This window comes from Azospirillum rugosum (assembly GCF_017876155.1).
Taxonomy (GTDB): domain Bacteria; phylum Pseudomonadota; class Alphaproteobacteria; order Azospirillales; family Azospirillaceae; genus Azospirillum; species Azospirillum rugosum.
Window position 1 is genome coordinate 201354 of record NZ_JAGINP010000003.1, and the last position, 23739, is coordinate 225092.

Genomic DNA, 23739 nt, shown 5'->3' on the forward strand with positions numbered 1-23739 from the left:
CCACGGATGCCATGGCGACGTCCGCCCGCGGCACGCACCACGCTTGGAGAGCAGGGCGACGGCGAAGGGACGATCACCGACGTTTCCGGCTCGGCCATGCCGGACCGCGCCGTGGCGGACGTGTCCAATGGCGAGATCAGGGCGCGGTCCGTCCACGGGAGCGGCTTCGTTCTTGCCCTTCAGCTGTTGCGCCTTTTCGTCCGGCTCGGCTCGATGGTGGTCATCGCGCGCCTGCTGTCGCCGGCCGATTTCGGCCTGGTGGCCATGGTGCTTCCGGTGGTCGCGTTCGCCAGTGCCTTTCAGGAACTCGGGTTGGGGGCGGCGACCGTGCAGAAGGCCTCCGTGACCTTCCAGCAGATCAGCACCCTGTTCTGGATCAACGCCACGGCCAGCGGAGTCCTCGCAGCGCTTCTCGCCGTCGGCGCGCCATATGTCGCGTCCTTCTACGGCAACGCGCAGCTGACCGACATCACCGTCGCCTTCGCCGGGATCCTGCTCGTGAGCGGCCTCGCCGCGCAGCATCTTGCCCTGTTCAGGCGGCAGATGAAATTCGTCGCCCTGTCCTTCATCGATTCCGCCGCGATGGTGACGGGCGTGGCCGTCGGGTTGCTGTCCGCCTGGTTCGGCGCCGGCTTCTGGGCGCTGGTCGTCATGAACGGAACGGAGGCCGTCGTCCGGCTCACCCTGCTGTGGATCGTCAGCGGATGGACACCCGGCCGCCCCGGGAACCTGCGCAGCGTGGCGTCGATGGTGGCCTTCGGCGGCAACATGGTCGCGTCCTCCGTCATCTTCTATGTCGTCCGTCACCTGGACAACATTCTGATCGGCAAATACTGGGGTGACGTCGCCCTGGGACTGTACAGCCGGGCCTACAACCTGGTGCTGTTGCCCATCGCGAACATCACCGATCCGGTCAGCGGCATCATCATCGCGGCGTTGAGCCGCCTTCAGGACCATCCCGACCAGTATCGCGCCTACTTCCTGCGCGCGGTTTGCCTGACGGCGAGCCTTGGAATGCCCATTGCCGTGTTCTGCATCGTGGAGGCCGAACTCGTCATCGGCATCGTGTTCGGGAAACAGTGGCACGAGGCTGTGCCGATCTACATCGCGCTCGGTCCCGTCGCGATCACGGCCACGTTCAATTCCTCAACCTACTGGGTGTACGCCAGCCTGGGGAGGGCGGAACGGCAACTCCGCTGGGCGGTGATCGCCAGTTCGATCTTCGCCCTCTCCTTCGTCCTCGGGCTTCCCTACGGGCCGATCGGCGTCGGCATCGCCTACAGCGCCGCCTTCTGCCTGCTCCAATTGCCGAGCCTCGCCTACTGCTTCCGTGGGACGCCGATCCGGTTGGGGGATTTCCTGCTCATGATCAGCGTCCCGGGCCTGGCGTCGCTGGCGGCGGCGGGCGTCACGCTGGCGGTGCACAGGATGGTGGCCGTGGCGAACCCCATCGCCACGCTGGGCATCGCCGGCTTGGCCTTCTTCGCGTCTTATGGCGCCGCGTACCTCGCACACCCCGTCGGGCGGCAGAACCTTCATCACTTGCGAGGCATTTTGGCGGAATTGAAGAGCCGCGTTCGGCAATGACGCCGTGCCGACAGCAGGAGCAGGACGGTCCGCCGTCCGCATCCCCCGACCGGCCACTCCTCAAAAGGGAGGATGTCAGAGTAGATTTTCCGATACTCATGCCTCTAAGCAGTACGCAGACACTGTGAACCGATACTGGCCATCCTGCGAAATGCCGATTTACGGATAGCCCGAATTTATGTAGCGTGATGTGGTTCATCTATTATCGGTGACTCGGTAAAATTTTTTAATGACCTGATTTCGCGCTTCCATCATTTCGAATGCCGAGTGGGCATTGGTGGAAATTGAGACTGAAAGCGCTGCCGCGTCCTTGGAACCCGTTCTTAACGGCCTACAGCCCCGGTGGGCATCAAGCGACAGCAATCACGCCCCGGATGCAATCCCAGCCCGACAGCGGATGTGCACGCCAAAGGAGGAAGGCAGAAATGGTGGAGAACCAGCCATCGCAAGCGAAGCTGACAATCTTGTTCGCCGACGAGAACAGTCTGACGCGTGATTGCTTTGCCCTGAGCATCGGCGCTCTGGACAGCGGCATCACCGTCCACGCCGTTCCGTCACTGGACGACGCCCGGCAGTTGGCCCGGCAGTTCTCCCGGATCGACGCCATTCTCTGCAATTTCGGGTCGGGGCGGGACGTCAGGCCGATCATGCCGCAGGCCATCCAGGAAGCCGTGGCGGCCTTCCAAGACATTCCGCTCATCGTCATTTCCGATTCCGACGACATCGTCACGATCCTCGAATGCCTGCGCACGGGTGTGCGCGGCTACATCGTGTCGAGCCTCGGCCTCGGAGTGGCGCTCGAGGCGATCCGTCTCGTGGTGGCCGGCGGGACCTTCATCCCGGCCAGCTCGCTGAACAAGCTGGCGCCGATGCCGATGCAGACGGTGAAGGGGCCGGACGGTCACGCGGACATGGACAACATCGGAGGACTGACCCCGCGCGAGATGGCGGTGCTGAACTGCCTGCGCGAGGGAAAGTCGAACAAGATCATCGCCTACAAGCTCGGCATGTGTGAGAACACGGCCAAGGCGCACGTGCGCAACGTGCTGAAAAAGCTGGGCGCGACCAACCGCACGGAGGCCGCTTATCTGGCCCACACCCGGTTTTCGAGCCCCACGAACATCGCCAACGGATGAATGGGCCAACGGATATTTGGCCGGCGCTGAACAAGGGGTTTGGCACATGGACAAGCGCATCATTCCCATTCTGCTGTCGGGAGGAGCCGGCGTTCGCCTATGGCCGATGTCGCGCGAGCTGTATCCGAAGCAGTTCCTCACGCTGTGCTCGGACAAGTCGCTGCTTCAGGAAACGGCCCTGCGCGTGGCGGATCGCGAGCGGTTCGCCGCGCCCATCGTCGTCTGCAATCACGAGCACCGCTTCATCATCGCGGAGCAGATGCGGCAGATCGCCGTGCAGCCCGACGCGGTCATTCTGGAGCCGCACGCGCGCAACACGGCTGCCGCTTGCGCCGTCGGCGCCCTGCGCGCGCTCGCCGTCAGCCCGGATGCGCTGATCCTCGTTCTTCCGGCCGACCACATCATCCGCAACCTTCCGGCTTTCGCGCAGGCGGTCGGGCGCGCCGCCGAGGCGGCCTCCGCGGGCTATCTGGCGACCTTCGGCATCGCGCCGACCGGGCCGGAGACCGGTTACGGCTACATCCGCCGCGGGTCGCCCCTCAGGAGTCAGCCGGACGTCCACCATGTCGTCTCGTTCACGGAAAAGCCGGAACGCGCCGTGGCGGAGCGTTACCTCGCCGAAGGTTCGTACAGCTGGAACAGCGGCATGCTCCTGCTTCCCGCCTCCACCCTGATCGACGAGCTGGCCCGATACGCGCCCACGGTGCTCGACGCCGCGCGGGCGTCGCTCGAACGCGGGCGGACCGACCTGGACTTCTTCCGGTTGGACGCGGACGCCTTCGCGCAGGCGCCGTCCATCTCCATCGACCATGCCGTGATGGAGCAGACCGACAAGGCGGTGGAGGTTCCTTGCGACATCGATTGGGCGGACGTGGGCAACTGGGCCTCGCTCTGGCAGGTCGGAACGAAGGACGGCAACGGCAACGTCACGCGAGGCGACGTGATCACGTCCGACGCAAGCGATTGCTACATTCGCAGCGAAGGACCGCTGACGGCCGTTCTCGGCCTCGACAACGTCGTGGTCGTCAACACCGGCGACGCGGTTCTGGTCGCCGCCCGCGACCGGGCGCAGAACATCAAGGAGGTGGTGGACCATCTGCACCGCGCCGGGCGGACGGAGCCGACCACCCATCGCCTTGTGCACCGGCCCTGGGGGAGCTTCCAATCGATCCACGCCGGCAATCGCTTCCAGGTCAAATGCCTGATCGTCAATCCCGGAGCCCGCCTGTCGCTGCAGAAGCATTATCACCGCGCCGAACACTGGATCGTGGTGCAAGGCACGGCACTGGTCAGGCGCGACGACGAGGAGCGCATCGTCTATGAGAACGAATCCGTCTACTTGCCCATGGGCGCGGTCCACCGGCTTGAAAATCCGGGGAAGATGCCGTTGCACCTGATCGAGGTTCAATCCGGCTCCTACCTCGGCGAGGACGATATTGTCCGCATGGAGGACACCTACGGCCGGAATTAAAGTGTTTTCCGGATAGGCCCGGGCACGCCGCGGCCCGCCGACCTTGGACGGTTCTTCCCGGCGCAACCGATGCGGCAGCATTGGTTGCGCCTGTTCTGTTTGGGGTCCGCTGAGTCCGGCGGTGTGGATCGCCGCTCAAACGACCATCCTCTTTTCGATGGATCGCGATGTTCCACCATGGTCCACCATGGGGGTATTGCGTCGAATTACTGAATATGTTCGCACCGGCACCCGCCGTAACATCGCAAAGCATCGCGGCACCTTCTCTGGATGCCGCACTCCTATTTTCCAAAATCCCGGTGTATTCATGAAGAACAACGCAATGCCGTTTGTCGCGACCCGGAGTTCCGGGGCAAGAACGACATCGGATGCGGCAATCCACGCACCAGCGACCACACCATGGATCAATCTTTTGGGCGTGCGCGTGTCCGCGATCAACATACCCACGGCGGTGGAGCGAATATTGGGGGCCATCGCTGCGGGGCAGAAAGGTTACATCTGCGTCCGCGACGTCCACGGCATGGTGCGATGCCAGAAGGACACACCGTTCCGTCACATCCACAATCGCGCCTTCCTGGTCACGCCCGACGGAATGCCGCTTGTCTGGGCGCTGCGGCTGTCCGGTCACAAGGACGCCGACCGCGTCTACGGGCCGGACCTGATGATGGCGCTGTTCGATCACGGCCGAACGCAGGGCATCAAGCATTTCCTGTACGGGGCATCCCCGCACACCCTCGCCCTTTTGAAGCAGAGGCTTCTGGAGAAGTTTCCCGATGCCAGGATCGTGGGGACCTACTCCCCCCCCTTCCGCGACCTCACCGATGACGAAGAGCAATCCATCAGCACCATGATCAACGAGTCCGGCGCGGACGTGCTGTGGGTTGGGTTGAGCACGCCGAAGCAGGAGCTTTGGATGGCGCGCATGCGGCAGCGCTTGACGGCCTCCATGCTGATCGGCGTCGGAGCCGCCTTCGACTTTCACGCAGGCGTCAAACGCCAGGCGCCGCGCTTCATCCAGCGCAGCGGCTGCGAGTGGATGTTCCGCCTGGCCTGCGAACCGCGAAGGCTGTGGCGCCGCTACGCCGTGGCCATTCCCAGCTTCATCGTCCTGGCACTGTCGCAGCTGTGCAAGCTCAAGGAATTCCGCATCGATCCGGATGTGGGCGGCGAGTTGCCGGTGTCCGCAGCCGGTCGTGGGAAGCGTTTGGAAAATCGATGACAGCACCGATGATGGATGTTCCATCGGCGCCGCGCAGTGGCATGCCGTTTTCGTTCTGACATCGCGCTTTTGACTGCGCGCAATTTGCCTTCCGACACACCGCAACCGCGAGCATCACGTCGGTCATTACCACAGGACTTCGCTCGCTCGTCTTTTGGCATGCCAAACGAATATCGCAAAAGCAAAAGCGCTGGGAGGTTCGGATGCCGAATGCGGATGAGCAGAGGATCGACCTTAAGGTCGCCGCGGATCACCCTTTTGCGCGCGACTACGGTGAATCGCGGAAGGGTCTTCAAGGCGGCGCCATCGCGCCCACCACCGGGCGGCTGTTCGTCAACACAGCGTTGATCCTAAGCGACGCAGCGTCCTTCGTCGCTGCCCTTTCCTTGGTGAAGACGGGGTTCAGCGGCTATGTCGATCCGGACATGCTGACGCGGACCATTGCGCTGATTGCGGTCGTCCTGGTGATCCTGTTTTCCTGCGCGTCCCTGTACCCGGGATACCGTCTGTACGACCATGAGCACCTGAGCCGGCGTTTGAAAATCATCTTCGACGTGGGCATCGTTTCGTTTTTGATCTTTGCCGTCGCACTGGGAGACTGGCCGACCGCCTTTGCAATTGTCGGCTTCCTGGTTCTTGCGTCGATCGTTCAGCCCATTCTGCGATCGGCGGTCCGCGCGTTGCTGCACCAAGCCGGCTGCTGGGGAGAAGGGACCGCGCTGATCGCCGGACCGCAACTGACCCCGGTCCTGCGCGAGTACTTCCAGAAGAATTGGCAGTATGGCGTGAATCCGTTGCCATGGACCCTGGCTCACCGCTGGCCGCTCAACGCCGCCGGCGACGCGCCCCACCCCTCCTGGTATCGCAAGCCGGATGTCGTGCTGGTGGCACCGGACCAGATCGCCCGGTTTGACGATTTCGACGCCGTTCGGCGGGACTATCGGGACGTCATCGTTCTGGCGGATACCCCGCACATCAAGATATCGGGCCTTCAGCCCTGCCAGGTCGGAGGGCACATCGGCCTGCGCATCGGCGCCTCCCCGGAGGGCCGGCCCCGCAAGCTGCTGCGCCGTGCCATCGACGTCATGATCGCCCTGCCGGCCATCCTGCTTTTCGCCCCGGCGCTGCTGATTGCGGGGTTCGCGATCTGGATGGTCGATCCCGGCCCGGTCATCTATCGGCAGGCGCGCGTCGGGCTGGCCGGACGGACGCTCCACATCGTCAAGCTCCGGACCATGTACCGGGATGCCGACGAGCGGCTGCGGCAGTTGCTGGAAGCGGACGAGGCCGCGCGCCGGGAGTGGTCGTCTTACTTCAAGCTGAAAAACGACCCTCGGATTCTGCCCTATGTCGGACGTCTCCTGCGCGCGACGAGCCTCGACGAACTTCCACAACTGATCAACGTTCTGCTCGGTGACATGAGCATCGTCGGGCCCCGGCCATTTCCCGAATATCACCTGAACGCCATGCCGGCGGAATTCCGCAGCAAACGGTGCACCGTGTCCCCGGGCCTGACCGGGCTTTGGCAAATCTCCGACCGAAGCAGCGCCGACGTCGAAACCGCCCAGCGTCTCGATTCATTCTACATCGACAACCGTACCGTCGCGTTCGACTGGATGATCATCATCAAGACCGCGCTTGCCGTCATTCGATGCAAAGGGACGTGACGGGATGCGAAGGCGCATCCGGATCGGACCAGCTCAAGCCTGGAAACCCATGGACCGCCGATCACGCTGACCCGCTCCTGAACAGAGGCGTGCAAAAGAAAAGGAAGTCAGGATATGAATGAACGGAAGCGAGTTCTCGTTACCGGAGGTGCCGGATTCCTCGGCTCCTTTCTCTGCGAGCGGCTGCTGGCCGATGGGCACGAGGTCCTCTGTGTCGATAACTATTTCACCGGATCACGTGAAAACATCGGGCATCTGCTCGACCACCGGAACTTCGAGGTTCTGCGCCACGATGTGACCTTCCCGCTCTACGTCGAGGTGGACGAGATTTACAATCTCGCTTGCCCGGCCTCGCCCATCCACTACCAGTTCGATCCCGTCCAGACCGTCAAGACCAGCGTGCACGGGGCGATCAACGTGCTGGGCCTCGCCAAGCGGACCAGAGCGAAGGTTTTCCAGGCCTCGACCAGCGAGGTGTACGGCAACCCGTCGGTCCATCCGCAACCGGAGTCCTACTGGGGCAACGTCAACCCGACCGGCCCCCGCGCCTGCTACGACGAGGGGAAACGCTGCGCGGAGACGCTGTTCTTCGACTACCATCGTCAATACGGGGTCCGCATCCGCGTGGCGCGCATCTTCAACACCTACGGGCCGCGGATGCATCCGCAGGACGGACGCGTCGTCTCCAATTTCATCGTCCAGGCTCTGCGCAACGAACCGGTCACGATCTATGGCGAGGGAACGCAGACCCGCTCCTTCTGCTATGTGGACGACCTGATCGAAGGGTTCGTCCGGCTGATGAGCGCCGAGGACGACGTGACGGGGCCGATCAATTTCGGCAACCCCGGAGAGTTCACCGTCCTGGAACTGGCCGAGCTGGTGATCGAGATGACCGGGTCGAAATCGCGGATCACGTTCAAGGCGTTGCCGCAAGACGATCCGCTGCAGCGGAAGCCGGACATCGCCCAGGCACGCGAAAAGCTTGGCTGGCACCCCACCATTCCGCTCGCCGAGGGTCTCGAAAAGACGATCGCCTATTTCGATAAGAGATTGCACGGCATGCGATAAGGCACGCACCCAGCATCGCTGCTCCCATCCCTTTGACGGCGCGGCGTTTTTTGGATGAGGACGCAACCTGCGGCCGCTCTGTTTTCGGCAGCCTCACCATGTGCCCGCGCGCGCAATAGGCCGCGGCTGTGACACAAAAAGGGCAGTGATTGTGACCACCGTGTAATAAAACGAGTCGCATTTGTGAAGCAATAAAGTGGTATCTAAAATGATTCATGAATCGTTAATCTGCCGATCTCTATCGTCCCGTGGCGTTAATGCTTTGCACCCTCGCGTTGCGAAGCGACTTACGATAGCATGCATAGGAATTGGAGTAAGCAGATGGCCAAGTCTACTCTTCCCGTCCGCTGGGCGCCGCCCACGCTGAAGGCCGGCTACACGGTCGTTGACCTGAACAAGACGGGATCGCAAGACTGGTTCCAGTTCGCTCCGGACGAAGACGTTGTGTTCATCGCGTCCAACACCACGCGAACCCTTCCGCGCCTGCATACCAGCGGCGGTCACAACATCATTGTGGTCGGCGGTGAATACACCCCGGCCGCTGGAACCACCGCCGACGCCACGCTGAAATTCGGGAATGTGACCGGCGAAGTCTGGATCGAAGGCGTTCACATCGACAACAAGAACGTCGAGCGCGACGCGATCGCCGCGTTGAGCCCCAGCGGCAAGGCCGCCACCGTCACCATCCAGAATTCGCGCATCGACAACATCCTCGGCAGTAAGGCGAGCGTGCATGGCGACGTTTTCCAGCCGCATGGTCCCATCGGCGACCTGCGCGTGTTCAACGTCACCGGCGAGACCTCCTGCCAGGGCTTCTTCCTGGCGCCGCAGAACCACATCAGCTCGGTGACGATGGAGAACGTCGACATCGACTACCTGCCGGGCGGGGATCCGCAGACCTGGGCGTACTACTTCGTCGACAATTCGACGATGGGTTCGCTGTATCCCGTTTCGCTGAAGAACGTGTACGTCGACGAGCGCGACGGTCAGAACGCGGAGCAGAGTTCCGTGTACCCGCCGACCTCCCTCGGCGGTGCCGTCCGCAACGGCGACACCATCACCTGGCCGAAGCTTCCCTACACGGGCTCGATGACCGTGGGTGATCCGAAGACCGCTTCGGGCGACTTTGTGGACAACTCCCAGATCGGCCTGGGCTACACCCGCGATCTCAGCAAGCCGGTCGTCTACGCGCCGACCGACGGTTCGACCACGCCCACCTCGCCCACCCCTCCGACTTCGCCGGGCGACGGCTCGACCACGCCCACCTCGCCGACCGGCTCGACGAGCATCACGGTCAACGCCTCGGGTACGGTGGCGGGCGGCGTGTACGCCCACTTCAAGGTTCTCTTGGACGGCAAGGCGATCGGCGAAGGCACGACCACCGGCACGGCCAAGGACTTCACCTTCAAGACGGACGCGGCCACCGGTCAGGCCCACAAGGTGCAGATCCAGTACGACAACGACGGGGCGGTCAACGGCGCCGACCGCAACCTGATCGTCAACAAGGTCACGATCAACGGCCACGCCGTAAACCCGACCGACAGCAACGTCACCTACGACAAGGGTGCGCTGGACGGTGTGGACGTGATCAAGGGCCAGTCCAAAATGTGGTGGGGCGGAACCCTGGTCATCAACGCCGATCAGTCCTACTTCCAGACGTCGTCCACGGCGCCGACGGCCCCGACGCCCCCGACCACCGGCGGCACCAACGCGGCGGCGATCACCGTGAACGCCTCCGGCTCCGCGGCGGGCGGCACATACGCCCACTTCAAGCTGCTGGTCGACGGCAAGGCGGTGGGTGAGGGCACGACCACCAGCACGGCCAAGGACTTCACCTTCAAGACCAGCCTCACCGCCGATCAGGCGCACAAGGTGCAGGTGCAGTACGACAACGACGGTTCCGTCAACGGCCAGGACCGCAACCTGATCGTCAACAAGGTGACCATCAACGGCCATGCCTCGAACGCCACCGCGTCCAACGTGACCTACGACAAGGGCGCGCTGGACGGCCAGGACGTGGTGAAGGGCCAGTCGGGCATGTGGTGGAACGGCACGCTGGTCGTCAGCGCGGACAAGAGCTGGTTCCCGGCCTCCGCCACCACCGCCGGCACGGCCACCGCCCAGTCGCTGGACGGTGCAACCAACCTGTGGACCCACGTGGCCACCCAGGACACCCAGGCGGCCAACGGCAGCGCCGCCGATGGAACCGTCCATTACGACCTGCAGAACAGCACGACCGTTGGTGAAACGACGGCGCACACGCTGGCGCTCGATCACGACCACCTGCTGCACCAGCATCACCAGGACTTCGCGGCCTAACACAGCTTCGACATCCGAGCATCCAAGGTTCCGAGAACGCCGGCAGTCAATCTGCCGGCGTTTTTCTTTTGCCCCGGCAGGGACGGCGGGCCGCCGCGCGATGGCGCTCGGAGTGCTTTTTACGTCCCAGGGCTTAGCCAGCCTACAACCACCGGCGTTCCTGCGGATTGGGATCGTTTCGACGCAGCCGCGACACGATAACGTGGAATCGAAACAAACGCCTTTCGCATCGGAATAACAATCATGCCCATTTCAAACGACGTGCGTCTGGGCGACAACACCCGAATCTTCCAACCTGATCTTGTGAACCTTTACGGCTGCACCATCGGAGACGAGACAAAGGTCGGTGCTTTCGTCGAAGTGCAAAGGGGCTGCACCATCGGGGCCCGCTGCAAGATCTCCTCGCATTCCTTCCTGTGTGAAGGCGTGGTCATTGAAGACGAGGTGTTCATCGGCCACGGGGTGATGTTCATCAACGATCCCTTCCCCCGTGCCACCACCGCCGAAGGCCGGCTGCAGGACATGGACGACTGGATGGTCGTTCCGACCCAGGTCCGGCACCGGGCGTCGATCGGGTCGAACGCGACGATCATGTCCGGCATCACCATCGGGACCAACGCCCTTGTTGGCGCCGGCGCGGTCGTGACCCACGACGTGCCGGACCACGCGATTGTGGCCGGTGTGCCCGCCCGGGTCGTCGGCGACGTCCGCCACCGCTCCGACTGAGCGCCTGGCGCCCCGCTCCGATGCTCCGGAGCAGACGCGTCGGTTCGCCCCGGCCCGCACGGAGTGGTCCGGCTCACCGACGGCCGGCTCACCGACGGCCAACTCACCGACGGAATGCCCTTCAAAAGGCCGGTTCATAGCCGGCAGACATCACGCGAGGGTCTGATGATCAAAATCGGCATTATCGGCTACGGCTATTGGGGCCCCAATCTCGCACGCTGTTTTTCCGAAGCGGACGGGGCTCAGGTCGCCGCCATCTGCGACGCATCGCCGGAAGCCCGGGCCCGCGCGGCCAAGCGCTATCCCGGCATCTCCGTCGTCTCCGATCCGCAGGAGGTGATGAGCGACCCCACCATCGACGCGGTGGCGATCGCGACACCGGTCCGCACCCATTACGGCATCGCCCTGGCGGCCCTGTGCAGCGGCAAGCATGTGCTGGTCGAAAAGCCGATGACGGAAACCTCCGACCAGGCCCGCCGCCTGATCGACGAAGCCGCCCGGCGCAACCTCGTCCTGATGGTCGACCACACCTTCGTCTACACGCCGGCGGTCCGCAAGATCCGCGAGCTGGTGGCGCGCGGCGACCTGGGCGACATCTACTACTACGACTCCATCCGCGTGAATCTGGGCCTGTTCCAGCGCGACGTCAGCGTGCTGTGGGACCTCGCGGTCCACGACCTGTCGATCCTGGAATATGTGCTGGGCGACCAGCCCGTCGCGGTGTCCGCCAACGGCGCGTGCCATGTCGTCGGCACGCAGGAGAACACGGCCTACGTCACCCTGTTCTTCGGCTCCGGCACGATCGCGCACGTCAACGTCAACTGGCTGGCGCCGGTGAAGGTGCGGCAGACGCTGATCGCGGGCAGCCGCAAGATGATCATCTACGATGACCTCGAACCGGATGAGAAGGTCAAGGTCTACGACAAGGGCGTCACCGTCGCCAACAGCACCGAGCAGATCTACCAATCGCTGATCGGCTACCGCTCCGGCGACATGTGGGCGCCGCAGCTCGCCACCACCGAGGCGCTGCGCACCGAGGCGGACCACTTCATTGCCTGCGTGCGCGATGGAGAGACGCCCATCACCAACGGCGCCGCCGGGCTGCGCGTGGTCAGCCTGCTGGAGGGGGCCAGCCTCTCCATGAAGCATCGCGGCGGCCCCATCGATCTCGACGTCATGCGGAGAGCCTCGTGATCCCCTATCTCGATCTTCAAAGCCAGTACCGCTCGATCCGTCCCGAGGTCGAGAAGGCCGTTCTGGATGTCCTGGCGAGCGGTCAGTACGTCCTCGGCGCGCCGGTGGAGGACTTCGAAAAGCGGTTCGCCCGCTACTGCGGCGTCCGGCACTGCGTGGCGGTCAACACCGGCACGTCGGCCCTGCATCTGGCGCTGCTGGCGGCCGGCATCGGACCGGGGGACGAGGTCATCACCGTTCCGATGACCTTCATGGCGACGGTCGCGGCGATCGTCTACACCGGAGCGAAGCCCGTTCTGGTGGACATCGATCCCCGCAGCTGGACCATGGATCCGGCCAAGGTGGAGGCCGCGATCACCCCCCGGACCAAGGCGATCCTGCCGGTGCACCTGCACGGCCAGATGGCCGACATGGCGCCCCTGCTCGACATCGCCCGCACCCATGGCCTGACGCTGATCGAGGACGCCTGCCAGGCGCACGGCGCCCGGTACCGCGGCCAGACGGCCGGGAGCCTCGGCGATGCGGGCTGCTTCAGCTTCTATCCCGGCAAGAACCTGGGGGCGGCTGGGGAAGGCGGGGCGCTGGTCACCGACCGGGACGACATCGCCGAACAGGCACGCCTGTTGCGCGACTGGGGCCAGACGGTGCGCTACCGCCACGACGTCATGGCCTTCAATTACCGGATGGACGCCATCCAGGGGGCGGTCCTCGGCGTCAAGCTGTCCCACCTCGACGGCTGGACCGAGGCGCGGCGCGCCGTCGCCGCCCAGTACGACGAGCATCTGGCCGAGGGAGGGATGGCGCTTCCCGCCCGCATCGAGGGGCGCCGCCACGTCTACCACGTCTACGCCGTCTGCGTGCCGGAACGCGACCGGGTGCGCGGCCTGCTCAACGAGGCGGGGGTCAGCACCGGGATCCACTACCCGATCCCCATCCACCTCCAGCCGGCCTGCGCCGACCTCGGCTACGGCCCCGGCGACTTCCCGGTCACGGAACGGTTCGCGCGCGAGACGCTGTCGTTGCCGATCTTTCCGGAAATGACCGGGGAGCAGATTGCCGACGCTGCCAAGGCCCTGCGCAGCGCCGTCGCGACACTGGCAGGCTGAGCGGCCGGCAACGGGGAGATGCGCGGATGACGATGCTTCTGCCAGGAAACGCGCCGCCGGGATTCAACCCGGCGCGGCTGGTCGCCCTCATGCGCGCGGGGGTCGAACGGTGCGGGCTCGACCTCCGCGGCATCACCGTCCTGACCGAAGCGGCGTCCGGCGCCTACGCCAGCACGGCCATCCTCGCCGCGCTGGCCGGGGCGGACCGGGTGCATGCGGTCGTGAAGGACACCGCCTATGGCTCGGCGGACGCCGTGCGCGCGGAGGTCGAAGGCTTGGCCGCCATGGCCGGCGTGGCCGACCGGCTGCTGATCTTCACCGGAGATCCTGTGGAGTTGGCCGCCGACACCGACCTCGTCACCAACAGCGGCCACGTCCGGCCGATCGATGCCCGGATGATCGAGCGACTGCCCGGCCACGCCGTGATCGCGCTGATGTATGAGGTGTGGGAGTACCGGCCGGCCGACATCGACCTTGCCGCCTGCGCGGCGCGCGGCATCCCGGTGGTCGGCGTCAACGAGCGTCACCCGTCGGTGGACGTCTTCTCCTTCCTCGGCCCGTTGGCGGTGCAGGAACTCCATGCGGCCGGCATTCCGGTTTATGGGAGCCGCATCGCCCTGCTGTGCGACAACCCCTTCGCCCCGTTCATCGAACGCGGTCTGACGGGGATGGGGGCGGAGGTGCTGACGGTGGACCACCCCGGCGCCCTCCCGTCCGGGTGCTGGGACGCCGTGCTGGTGGCCCTGCGCCCACGCGGAGCGCCGGTGTTCGGGGCCGACGACGCCGCGCGGGTTCGTCGCCAATCCCCCGGAACGGTGCTCGTTCAGTATTGGGGGGACGTCGACCGCAACGCGGTGCATGAGGCCGGCCTGCCGCTGTGGCCCCCGGCCGCCCCCCGTCCCGGTCACATGGCCGTCCTGCTGCCCGCCATCGGCCCGGATCCCATCGTGCGCCTGCAAGCCGGCGGCCTGCGCGCCGCGGAGTGGGTGCTGCGCAACGGCACGGCGTCCTGCCTGCCCGGAGGCATCGCGGAATTGCTGCCCACGCCTTCGGCCCCCTCGACCCCGGCCGGGGCGGAAACGGCCCGGGCGTGAGCCAAAAAACCAACCATATCGCTGGAGACGTCGCAAAATGGACCTGAAGAACAAACGGATCCTGGTGACCGGCGGGGCGGGTTTCGTCGGATCGCACATCATCGACCTGCTGCTCGATGAAGGGTGCGACCGGGTGTATGCGCTCGACAACCTGGTCCGCGGCAACCTTGGCAACCTGACCTCGGCCCTGGCCTCCTCGCGCGTCGAGTTCGTGCACGGCGACATCCGCGACCGGGCTCTGGTCGGCCGTCTGGTGGGCGAAAGCGACGTGGTGTTCCACCAGGCGGCGCTGCGCATCATCCATTGCGCGGCCGAGCCCCGGCAGGCGATGGAGGTCATGGTCGACGCCACCTTCGACCTGCTGGAAAGCTGCGTGAAGCACAGGATCGAGAAGGTCGTGGCCGCGTCCTCCGCCTCCATCTACGGCTTGGCCGAGGCGTTCCCGACGACGGAGGGGCATCATCCCTACGCCAACCGCACGCTCTACGGCGCGGCGAAGCAGTTCAACGAAGGCCTGCTGTCGTCCTTCAACGACATGTACGGGCTGGACTACGCGGCGCTGCGCTACTTCAACGTCTATGGCCCGCGCATGGATATCCACGGCAAGTACACCGAAGTGCTGATCCGTTGGATGGAGCGGATCGCCGCTGGACAGCCGCCGGTGATCTTCGGCGACGGCTTGCAGACGATGGACTTCGTCCACGTCCGCGACGTGGCGCGCGCCAACATCCTGGCCGCGCGGGCCGACCTTGACGGGGCCGAACCGTCGGGCCGCGTCTTCAACGTGGCGAGCGGCATCGAGACCAGCCTCCTGCAATTGGCGCAGGCGACCGCCAAGGTCATGGGCCGGCCCGACCTGGTTCCGGTCCACGAAGAGGAGCGCAAGATCAACCCGGTGTCCCGCCGTCTCGCCTCCACCGATCTGGCGCGGCGCGTTCTCGGCTTCGAGGCGTCCATCGGTTTGGAGGAAGGCTTGGCCGGTCTCGTCGCGTGGTGGCAATCGCAGAAGGTGGATGCGGCATGATCCCCCTCACAAAACCCATGGTCGGGGCGGCTGAGTCCGAAGCGGCTGCAGCAACCATCCTGTCCGGCTGGCTGACCCAGGGTCCGGAAGTGGCGGCGTTCGAAGCCGACTTCGCACGCACGGTCGGCGCGCCGCACGCCTGCGCCGTGTCGAACTGCACCACGGCGCTTCATCTCGCGCTGCTGGCGGTGGGTGTGAAGCCTGGCGACGAGGTGATCACCGTCAGCCATTCCTTCATCGCCACGGCGAACGCGATCCGCCAGTGCGGGGCAGTCCCGATCTTCGTGGATGTGGAGCCGGACACCTTCAACATGCTGCCGGACGCCGCCGAGGGGGCGATCACGCCGAAGACGCGCGCCATCCTCTGCGTCCATCAGATGGGCATGCCCTGCGACCTGACGCGGATCGCGGCGATCGCCGCGGCCAACGGCATCGCGTTGGTGGAGGACGCGGCGTGCGCCATCGGCGCGGAGATCCGGATCGACGGCGCCTGGCGGCCGGTCGGCCAACCGGTCGGCGACGTCGCGTGCTTCTCGCTCCACCCCCGCAAGGTCATCACGACGGGGGAAGGCGGCATGCTGACCACCCGGTCGGACGCTCTGGACCGTCGATTCCGCCTGTTGCGCCAGCATGGCATGGACATCAATGACCGTGAGCGGCATTCCGCCCGTGCCGTGACCTTCGAGTCCTACGCCGAGCCGGGCTTCAACTACCGGATGACCGACTTCCAGGCCGCCATTGGAAGGCACCAGCTGCGGCGTCTGCCGGAGATCGTGGCACGCCGGCGGGAACTGGCCGACGGCTATCGGCAGCGGCTGGCGGATCTGGTCCCGGAGGTGGCGGCCCCGCACGAACCGGATTGGGCGCGTTCCAACTGGCAGAGCTATTGCCTCCGCCTTCCGACCAGGGTCGACCAAAAGGCGGTGATGCAGGCCATGCTGGATTCCGGCGTCGCCACCCGCCGCGGCATCATGTGCACCCATCGCGAGCCGGCCGGCGCCGACATTCCGGTGCGCCACCCCCTCCGCCAATCGGAACTGGCGCAGGACCACGGCCTCATCATTCCGCTCTACCCGCAGATGACCGATGACGACCTCGACCAGGTGGTGGACGCGTTGCGCACCGCCCTGGACCGGGCCGCGGCCGCGTCCGGAGCCGGCCGTCCGGGCACCGACCGCGCCCGCGTTTCCGTCGGGGACCATTCCTGACGCCGGGTTTCCGGATCGGTCGCCCGGAACGTCCGGCGTTTTGGCAAATGCTCCAAAAGTTGGCGCTGCATCGCCCAAGTACTCATTTTTGAGGAATTGGGCATTTCGACGTTATGGACGACTCTTGTCGCCTAACGCACCCGATGGTTGGGAGCGCCAGCGCAAGCCTGGTGGGAGTCTCGGTATGGCGGTTGTCGAACGCGTGCCTTCGTCGCCCCTGAGTGCCACGTACAGTCCACCGTCCGACAGGGACTTGACGGTGACTCCTTGGCTGTCCCGCATGATCCGGATGTACTGGCAGCAGAAGTACGTTCTCCTTGCGTCCGTCGCGCTGTTCGTCGGGATCGGCTATCTGTACGTCAACAGCAAGCCGCCGCTTTACCGCGCGACGGCGACGCTGATGCTGGATCCCCATCAGCGGACGGTGATCGATGTGGCTCAGGTGGTCACGCCGTTCCGGCCCGACGAGCTGTCGATCGAAAGCGAGATCCAGGTCCTGCAATCGGCGGACATCGCGCTGAAGGTCATCGCCAAGGCACATTTGGACCAGTTGCCCGAATTCAGTCCGGCGGCCGAGCGCGCGTTAGCCGCCATGGAGGAGAGCGAGGCCGTCAGGCGGATGAACGGCGCGGAATCGCCCATGACCGTGGCGGCGTTGCTCACCGACCTTCGCGACCTGTGGGCCGAGGCCAGGCGACAGCTCGACGCGCTCTGGTGGGGCGACGCCGCAACCGATGCCGAAGCCTCCAATCCGGCCCGCGACGCGCGGCGCGACCAGACCGTCATGCTGGAGCGGTTCGAGTCCGCGCTCCAGGTCGGCCCGCTCGGCCATTCGCGCGTGATCGGGGTTACGTTCACGTCGCAGGATCCCGTGCTCGCGGCCACCGTTGCGAACACCATCGTCGAAACCTACCTGGCCCAGCAGGCGAGTGGCCGGCTGAAGGACACGGTGAAGGCGAACGACTGGCTGGAGCAGCGCGCCCATCAGTTTCGCGGCGAGGCCGAGCAGGCTCAGAAGGCCTATCTGGATCGGCTGACGAAGGCACAGCCGACCGCCGGCGTGGACGTCGAGCTGTTGCGCGACCAGCTGCTCCAGCTGAACCGCAGCATCGCGCAGGCCGAAGCTGACTACAAGGCGGTCCGCGACCGCCGGGAACGGATGGAAAAGCTGGCGGCGAGCGGCGACCTCGCCAAGCTCGCCGCCGAGTCCAAATCGGAGAACCTGGAGGCGATCCGCCTTCAAACCGTCATTCTGGAACGCCGACGGGCCGAACTCACCCGGCAGCTCGGCAACATGCATCCCACGATGTCGGCCCTGAACGCTCAGATTGCCGCGGTCCGGCAGTCGATGAACGGCGAGGCCCAGCGGCTGGTGTCCGACACCGCCGCCGAGGAAGGGGCGATGAAGAGCCGCCTGGAGGCGCTGCAAGAAAACGCCAAGCGGACCCAGGAACGGCTCCGCACCTTCCAGGAGGCAAAGGCGGAGATCAGCACCCTTGAACGGGAAGCGCGGAGCAGCGAGGAGATCTACAACACCTTCTTGACCCGCTACAAGGGAACGAGCGCCGCCCCGCTGGTGCAGCCGGAGGCCTGGGCCGTGTCCACGGCGCTACCCCCCGCCGATCCCGCATTGCCCCGCGGACGGGTGATCCTCATCCTCGCCGGGCTGTTCGGTCTGGGTCTCGGTGGTGCCGGCGTCACCCTGCGCGAGCTTCTGCAGACCGGGATGAGGAGCAACGACGAGATCGAAGAGCAGTGCGGGTTGCGTGGGTTGGGCCTGTCCCCCTCCCTGCCGCGCCGCGTGGCCAGCCGCCGCGACGTCGTGTGGTATGTGCTGGAAAACCCGCGCTCCCCCTTCGCGGAATCCATTCGCATCATCATCAGCAACACGCTGGCCCTGCTTCAGCCCTGCGACCGCGGCGGCGTCCTCAGCGTGGGATCGGCGTGGCAGCATGAAGGCAAGTCGACGGTCGTGGCGTCCGCCGCGACGCTGCTCGCGATGAGCCGCTTCCGCGTCCTCGTGATCGACGGCGACATCCGCAAGCCGTCGCAGCACGACCTCTTCCGCTTGCCCAACGGTCCGGGCTTGAGCGAATACATGAGCGGCATGTCGGACGACATGCCGGTGCCCCAGATCAGCCCGGAGACCGGCATCCATCTTCTGACCAGCGGCATGGCCGGAATCACCGACGCGCGGGCCCCCCTGTATCTGAACCACGGCGACAGGCTGCAACGGCTGGTCGATTGGGCTCGCCACTACTACGACATCATCCTGATCGACATGCCGCCCTGCATGCCCGTGGTGGACGCCCGGATCATCGCATCGCTGAGCGACCGCTGCATCTTCGTGTCGCGCTGGCGCTCCACCCCGATCAGCAAGATCAAGTATTCGTTGCGTGAATTGAAGGCGGCCGGCGCCGACATCGCCGGATTGGCGCTCGTGCAGGTGGATGTGCGCAAGCATGCCGCGTCCGAATACGGCGACAGCGGCATCTACTTCAAATATGGCCGCCGGCGACCGCGGGAACATTGACGCCCAAGCCGCGCTCCCATGGACAAATCGGCTTCTGACACTATGCCCGGCGGAAGGGGAACCCATGCGCCCAGAGATCACCGGCACAGCTCGCAACGTCGGCCCCACGATGGCCGGCCCGGCCAAAGTCGCGATCGTCTACCGGATCGTCCCTCACTACCGCGTCGCCTTCTACAAAGGGCTGAGCGCCTTCCTGGCGCGACGCGGGGTGGAGTTGACCCTGTTCGGCGGGCAACCGCTGCCGGAGGAGGCGTTCGAGGACTGCGGCAGACACATCGACTGCCACGTCTTCGCGCCCAACCGGTACGTCCACAAGCAGATTTATTACCAGCCGCTGTTCAACAGGCTGAAGGACTTCGATCTCGTGGTGGTCGAACAGGCGAATTCGGCCCTGCTGAATTACCCTCTGTTCCTGCGCCGGATGCTGGGCGTCGGACCCCGCCTGGCCTTCTGGGGGCATGGCGACGACCTGCAGCAGCAGGCGCCCGCCCGCCTGCGCCGCGCGATGAAGCGCTTCCTGTCCTGCCGCGTGGACCACTGGTTCGCCTACACGGACTCCGTGAAGTCGATCGTGCGGAACATGGGTTTTCCGGAAACCCGCATCACCGTCGTGCAGAACGCCATCGACGTGTCGGCGACCCTGAGCCTTGCGGAGGAACTCACGCCGGCCGGTCGCACGGCAATCCGCGAGCGGTTCGGGCTGCCCGACGCGCCGACCGCCGTGTTCTGCGCGCGCCTGATGGAGGGAAAGGGGCTGCCCTTCCTGATCGACGCGTGCGAGCGAGCCCGCGCGCGCATCCCCAACCTGCATCTCCTCGTCATCGGGCAGGGGCCGCTCGGCCCCTGGCTCGACCGGCAGGCGAAGGAAAAGCCCTGGATCCGACCGCTGGGCGCGCGCTACGGCCGCGAGAAGGCGGAGATCCTCAGCACGGCTGATGTGTTTCTGCTGCCGTCCTTCGTCGGCCTGTCCATCCTCGATGCCTTTGCCGCCGGGCTGCCCGTCCTCACCGCCGACTTTCGCAATCATAGCCCGGAGGTGGATTATCTCCAGGACCGGGTGAACGGACTGTTCGTGACGGGCCGGCCCGACCCGGACACCTACGGGGCTGCGATCACGGACGTCCTCACCGATGACTCCTTGCGTCGACAGCTCCGCGACGGTGCCCTCCAGACCGCCCGGCACCGAACGGTGGACGCCATGGTGAGCAATTTCGGAAGCGGCATCCTTCAGGCCCTGGACGCAACCGGGCGGTTCAGCCAACGCGCGGCGGAGCCGGCCGGATCGACATGGCCCGTGCCATGAGCCCGCCCCTGCGGTCCGACGCGGAAGCGGAACCGGGCGAACCGCGCGAGCGCGTCGGGGCACCGTGTCGTCAAGCCGGCCGCCGACACGACAGCACGCCGCGGACCTTTCCGCGTTCGAGTGGCCGGTCCTTGACCGGCGGCTCGCGTCCTTTCCACCGGGCCCTCCGTCACCGGAAAGGCGGGGCGCGTTGGAAGCCGACCGGGGGACTGGTCCAGCCGAAGCACAAACTCTGATCAGGGAGACCAGCGCTTGGCGTTGTCTGCATGGAACTCCGCAGCTTCCGATGACAGCCCGCGGAACCGCGCCGCGGTGGCCGACGCGTTCGACCGCAGCGCACCCGCCCGCAGCCGCAGCGAGCGGGCCGCAGCGTGGGGACAGGCCATCCTCGCCGCGAGCATCGCCTATCTGATCCTTCAGCACAGTCCGCTGAGCGGTGACGGGGGCGAGTTCGCGGCGGAAGGTTCCGGGAACGGCATCCGCCAATTGGTGTGGATGGCCCTGTTCGCTGCGTCGGCACCGCTGGCGTGGCTGGCGCGCGAACGGTTGCTGCCGGTGCTGCTTCGGCTTTGGCCGTTGTGGCTTGCGCTCGCCTGGTGCTGGATGAGCATCGCGTGGTCGGCGGCGCCCGCCGTCAGCGTCAAGCGGCTGGTGCTGATGACGATCATCGTGTTGGTCTGCGTGACCGCGGTGAGCGCAATCGGCCGGCTGAGCGTCGTCTGGAGGACCATCGCGCTCACCCTGGCGGCGATCGTCGCGATCGACATTGCCGTCGCGCTGCTTGTCCCGTCCCTGGGGCGGGGGGCGGACGGCAGTTTCACCGGCATCCACACCACCAAGAACACCGCCGGCGCCTTTGCCTCCATCACCATCCTGATCTGGTCGTTTTGGATGATGACGGCCGCGGGGACGCGATGGTGGCAGGTTTCCATCGTCGTCTGCCTGTGCACCCTGCTGTTCCTGGCCGGCACCGGAAGCAAGACGTCGCTTGGGGCCGTGGGGCTGAGCGGCGCCATCGCCTTCTTCCTCGGCTTTTCCCTGCGGGCCGGTCCGCTGGCCGGCGCGCTTGCGGCGAACGTGATGCTCGCCGGCGGTGCGGTCGTGGCGCTCGCCGTCACGCTGCTCTCTCCCCGGAGGGTCCTGCTCGCGCTGTTCGGAGACGCGACGCTGACGGGACGAACCGAGCTTTGGGCCTTTCTGTGGCAGTTCGTCGACCGGCACTTCTTCACCGGGGTTGGCTATCAGGCGCTGTGGATGACCGGATCGATCGGGTTGCTGGAGCGCTGGCAGCCGACCTTCCTGAACTGGGCGATCCAACAGGCGCACAACGGCTATCTGGATGCACTGCTGACCGTCGGTGCTGTCGGACTGGCGCTGGGCATCGTCGTGCTGCTGTCGGCGCTTTTCATGAGTCTGGCGATGGAGCGACGGGCCGATTGCCGCGGCTACGGCATTCTCGGGGCCGCCCTCGTCATTTTCGCGATGATCCACAACCTGACGGAAAGTTCGCTGTTGCGGCCGGACCACATGGTTTGGGGCATGACGATCCTGGCGCTGGCCTGCGCCGCGCTGCCGCGCCATGACGCGTCCCGGTAAGGGCGCGCTCCACGTCCGCCTTTGTGGGCCAGCCCAGTCCTCCCGTTGGCCGCTCTTTACGTCCCAAGGCTTAGCCGACCTACAACCACCGGCGTTCCTGCGGATTAAGATCGTTTCGCTGCAGCCCCGACACGATAACGTGGAAACGAAACAAACGCCTTTCGCATCGGAATAACAACCATGCACGCTTCAAACGACGCGCGTCTGGGCGACAAAACCCGCATTGACTCCACCATCGACGCGGTCGCCATCGAGACGCCGATTTGCACCAATTACGGCACCGCCCCGGCTGATAAGCCGGAAATGCGAATGGGATTCCTTCGAGTGGATGTATGTATTGCGACTTTCAAGCGCGCGACTCTTTTGGCAAAGACTTTGAAATCTCTGTTCGAGATGGATATACCGGACGGATTTCAAGTTCAAGTGATTGTCCTTGATAACGACCGTGCCGAATCTGCGCGGAGTGTTGTCGCGCAGGCGGAGGCGCCACCACATATAAAGCTGATATATGAAGTTGAACCACAGGCCGGTGTCGCGCATGCGCGCAACAGAGCTTTGCGAGCATCTGGCGGAGACTATGTCGCTTTTGTTGACGACGATGAGACAGTCGACAAATCCTGGCTGGTTCATCTGTTGAAGGCGTGCAAGGAATTCGAGGCGGACGTTGTGTTTGGCCCCGTGCTTTCAGTCCTTCCCCCGAATTCCCCCACATGGATTTCGCAGTCTAAGCTCTTCGACAGGCGACGCTTTCCCACAGGAACGCCACGATCAACGGGTGGTGCAGGAAGCGTTTTGATGACGCGTCGTATATTGGAACGAGCTGGACGCGATTTCAATGATGCTTACAACAATGGCGGAGAAGACACAGAGTTCTTCTTCCACCTCAAGAAAATCGGGGCAAAACTGATATGGTGCGATGAAGCGATCGCGTGGGAGGACGTCCCTGACGAGCGCGCCACTATAAAATGGATGGCGATGAGGAATTACAATCATGGACGGATCTATGCCCGCGTTGTCGCGCCCGGAGAATCATTTATGATGAAAGTGTATTCCTTTATCAAACGTCTGATGGCCGCCGCATTGCTCACCGTCACGGCTATGTTTGCGCTGGTGACGGGAAAGCATGTTGCCGCACGATTCGCGATGATCGCTGTTCGGAATTTCGGGCAAGCTCTTGAGTATTTCGCGGTTCTCGTCGGAAGGCGGGGTGGTGGATCGGCGGTCCTGTGATGGTGGCTTCCTCGTGGGCTCCGAGCAGGCCTTTTCTCCGGCGCCGCCCATTATGAACGAACCGGACGAAGGCGAGACAGAGGGTTGGCTTTCCTGGTCGACGGCGCGAGGCCGGACCTTCCAGGACACGAATTCCGGTGCCGCTTGGCGGCAATGGACCAGAGTTGACCTTTCAGGCCATCGAAGACGGCGATCTAAAATGCTGAAAAGCGCATCTTGGGCCTGATCGGCGTGGCTTTGGACGACCAATGAGAAAAC

The 23739-nt window shown here is 65.0% G+C and carries 17 protein-coding genes; all 17 read left to right on the top strand.

What is annotated here, in order from left to right; translation table 11 throughout:
• The first annotated feature begins 6 nt into the window (after positions 1-6).
• The 17 genes from J2851_RS05805 to J2851_RS05885 all read left to right on the top strand — a co-directional run bounded on the left by J2851_RS05805 (position 7) and on the right by J2851_RS05885 (position 23481).
• The gene (locus J2851_RS05805) at positions 7-1587 is read left to right on the top strand and encodes a lipopolysaccharide biosynthesis protein (RefSeq protein WP_209764882.1); all 1581 of its coding nucleotides are present in this window, start codon (positions 7-9) and stop codon (positions 1585-1587) included.
• 425 nt (positions 1588-2012) lie between these two features.
• Positions 2013-2723 (top strand): response regulator transcription factor, encoded by a 711-nt coding sequence (locus J2851_RS05810; protein WP_209764883.1) that lies wholly within the window; start codon positions 2013-2015, stop codon positions 2721-2723.
• Between the two features lie 46 nt (positions 2724-2769).
• On the top strand, positions 2770-4194 hold the full coding sequence (locus J2851_RS05815; protein ID WP_209764884.1) for a mannose-1-phosphate guanylyltransferase/mannose-6-phosphate isomerase: 1425 nt from the start codon (positions 2770-2772) through the stop codon (positions 4192-4194).
• Positions 4195-4315: 121 nt separating this feature from the next.
• Positions 4316-5413: a WecB/TagA/CpsF family glycosyltransferase gene (locus J2851_RS36495; protein WP_209764886.1), complete on the top strand. Its 1098-nt coding sequence runs from the start codon at positions 4316-4318 to the stop codon at positions 5411-5413.
• A 203-nt stretch (positions 5414-5616) separates the two neighbouring features.
• Positions 5617-7080: a sugar transferase gene (locus J2851_RS05825; protein WP_209764888.1), complete on the top strand. Its 1464-nt coding sequence runs from the start codon at positions 5617-5619 to the stop codon at positions 7078-7080.
• A gap of 114 nt (positions 7081-7194) precedes the next feature.
• Entirely contained in the window at positions 7195-8148 is a 954-nt protein-coding gene (locus tag J2851_RS05830; protein ID WP_209764890.1) for a UDP-glucuronic acid decarboxylase family protein, read from the top strand.
• A gap of 321 nt (positions 8149-8469) precedes the next feature.
• Positions 8470-10467 carry a carbohydrate-binding domain-containing protein gene (locus J2851_RS35570; protein WP_246500439.1) on the top strand — a complete coding sequence of 666 codons (1998 nt, stop codon included), beginning with the start codon at positions 8470-8472 and terminating at the stop codon, positions 10465-10467.
• A 243-nt stretch (positions 10468-10710) separates the two neighbouring features.
• Entirely contained in the window at positions 10711-11193 is a 483-nt protein-coding gene (locus J2851_RS36250; protein ID WP_209764892.1) for an acyltransferase, read from the top strand.
• A 165-nt stretch (positions 11194-11358) separates the two neighbouring features.
• Positions 11359-12387: a Gfo/Idh/MocA family protein gene (locus J2851_RS05845; RefSeq protein WP_209764894.1), complete on the top strand. Its 1029-nt coding sequence runs from the start codon at positions 11359-11361 to the stop codon at positions 12385-12387.
• Positions 12384-13493: a DegT/DnrJ/EryC1/StrS family aminotransferase gene (locus J2851_RS05850; RefSeq protein ID WP_209764895.1), complete on the top strand. Its 1110-nt coding sequence runs from the start codon at positions 12384-12386 to the stop codon at positions 13491-13493. The genes J2851_RS05845 and J2851_RS05850 overlap by 4 nt, the downstream gene beginning before the upstream one ends.
• 26 nt (positions 13494-13519) lie before the next feature.
• Complete coding sequence (locus tag J2851_RS05855; RefSeq protein ID WP_209764897.1) at positions 13520-14587, top strand: Rossmann-fold NAD(P)-binding domain-containing protein; 1068 nt, start codon at positions 13520-13522, stop codon at positions 14585-14587.
• 37 nt (positions 14588-14624) lie between these two features.
• Positions 14625-15611: an NAD-dependent epimerase/dehydratase family protein gene (locus tag J2851_RS05860; RefSeq protein ID WP_209764899.1), complete on the top strand. Its 987-nt coding sequence runs from the start codon at positions 14625-14627 to the stop codon at positions 15609-15611.
• Positions 15608-16819, top strand: a complete 1212-nt coding sequence (locus J2851_RS05865; protein ID WP_209764901.1) for a DegT/DnrJ/EryC1/StrS family aminotransferase — start codon at positions 15608-15610, stop codon at positions 16817-16819. Before J2851_RS05860 ends, J2851_RS05865 begins: the two co-directional genes overlap by 4 nt.
• 259 nt (positions 16820-17078) lie before the next feature.
• Positions 17079-19352, top strand: a complete 2274-nt coding sequence (locus J2851_RS05870; protein WP_343206566.1) for a GumC family protein — start codon at positions 17079-17081, stop codon at positions 19350-19352.
• 64 nt (positions 19353-19416) lie between these two features.
• The gene (locus J2851_RS05875; RefSeq protein WP_209764904.1) at positions 19417-20655 is read left to right on the top strand and encodes a glycosyltransferase family 4 protein; all 1239 of its coding nucleotides are present in this window, start codon (positions 19417-19419) and stop codon (positions 20653-20655) included.
• Between the two features lie 252 nt (positions 20656-20907).
• Entirely contained in the window at positions 20908-22251 is a 1344-nt protein-coding gene (locus J2851_RS05880) for an O-antigen ligase family protein (protein ID WP_209764906.1), read from the top strand.
• Between the two features lie 180 nt (positions 22252-22431).
• Complete coding sequence (locus J2851_RS05885; protein ID WP_209764908.1) at positions 22432-23481, top strand: glycosyltransferase family 2 protein; 1050 nt, start codon at positions 22432-22434, stop codon at positions 23479-23481.
• Positions 23482-23739 lie beyond the last annotated feature (258 nt).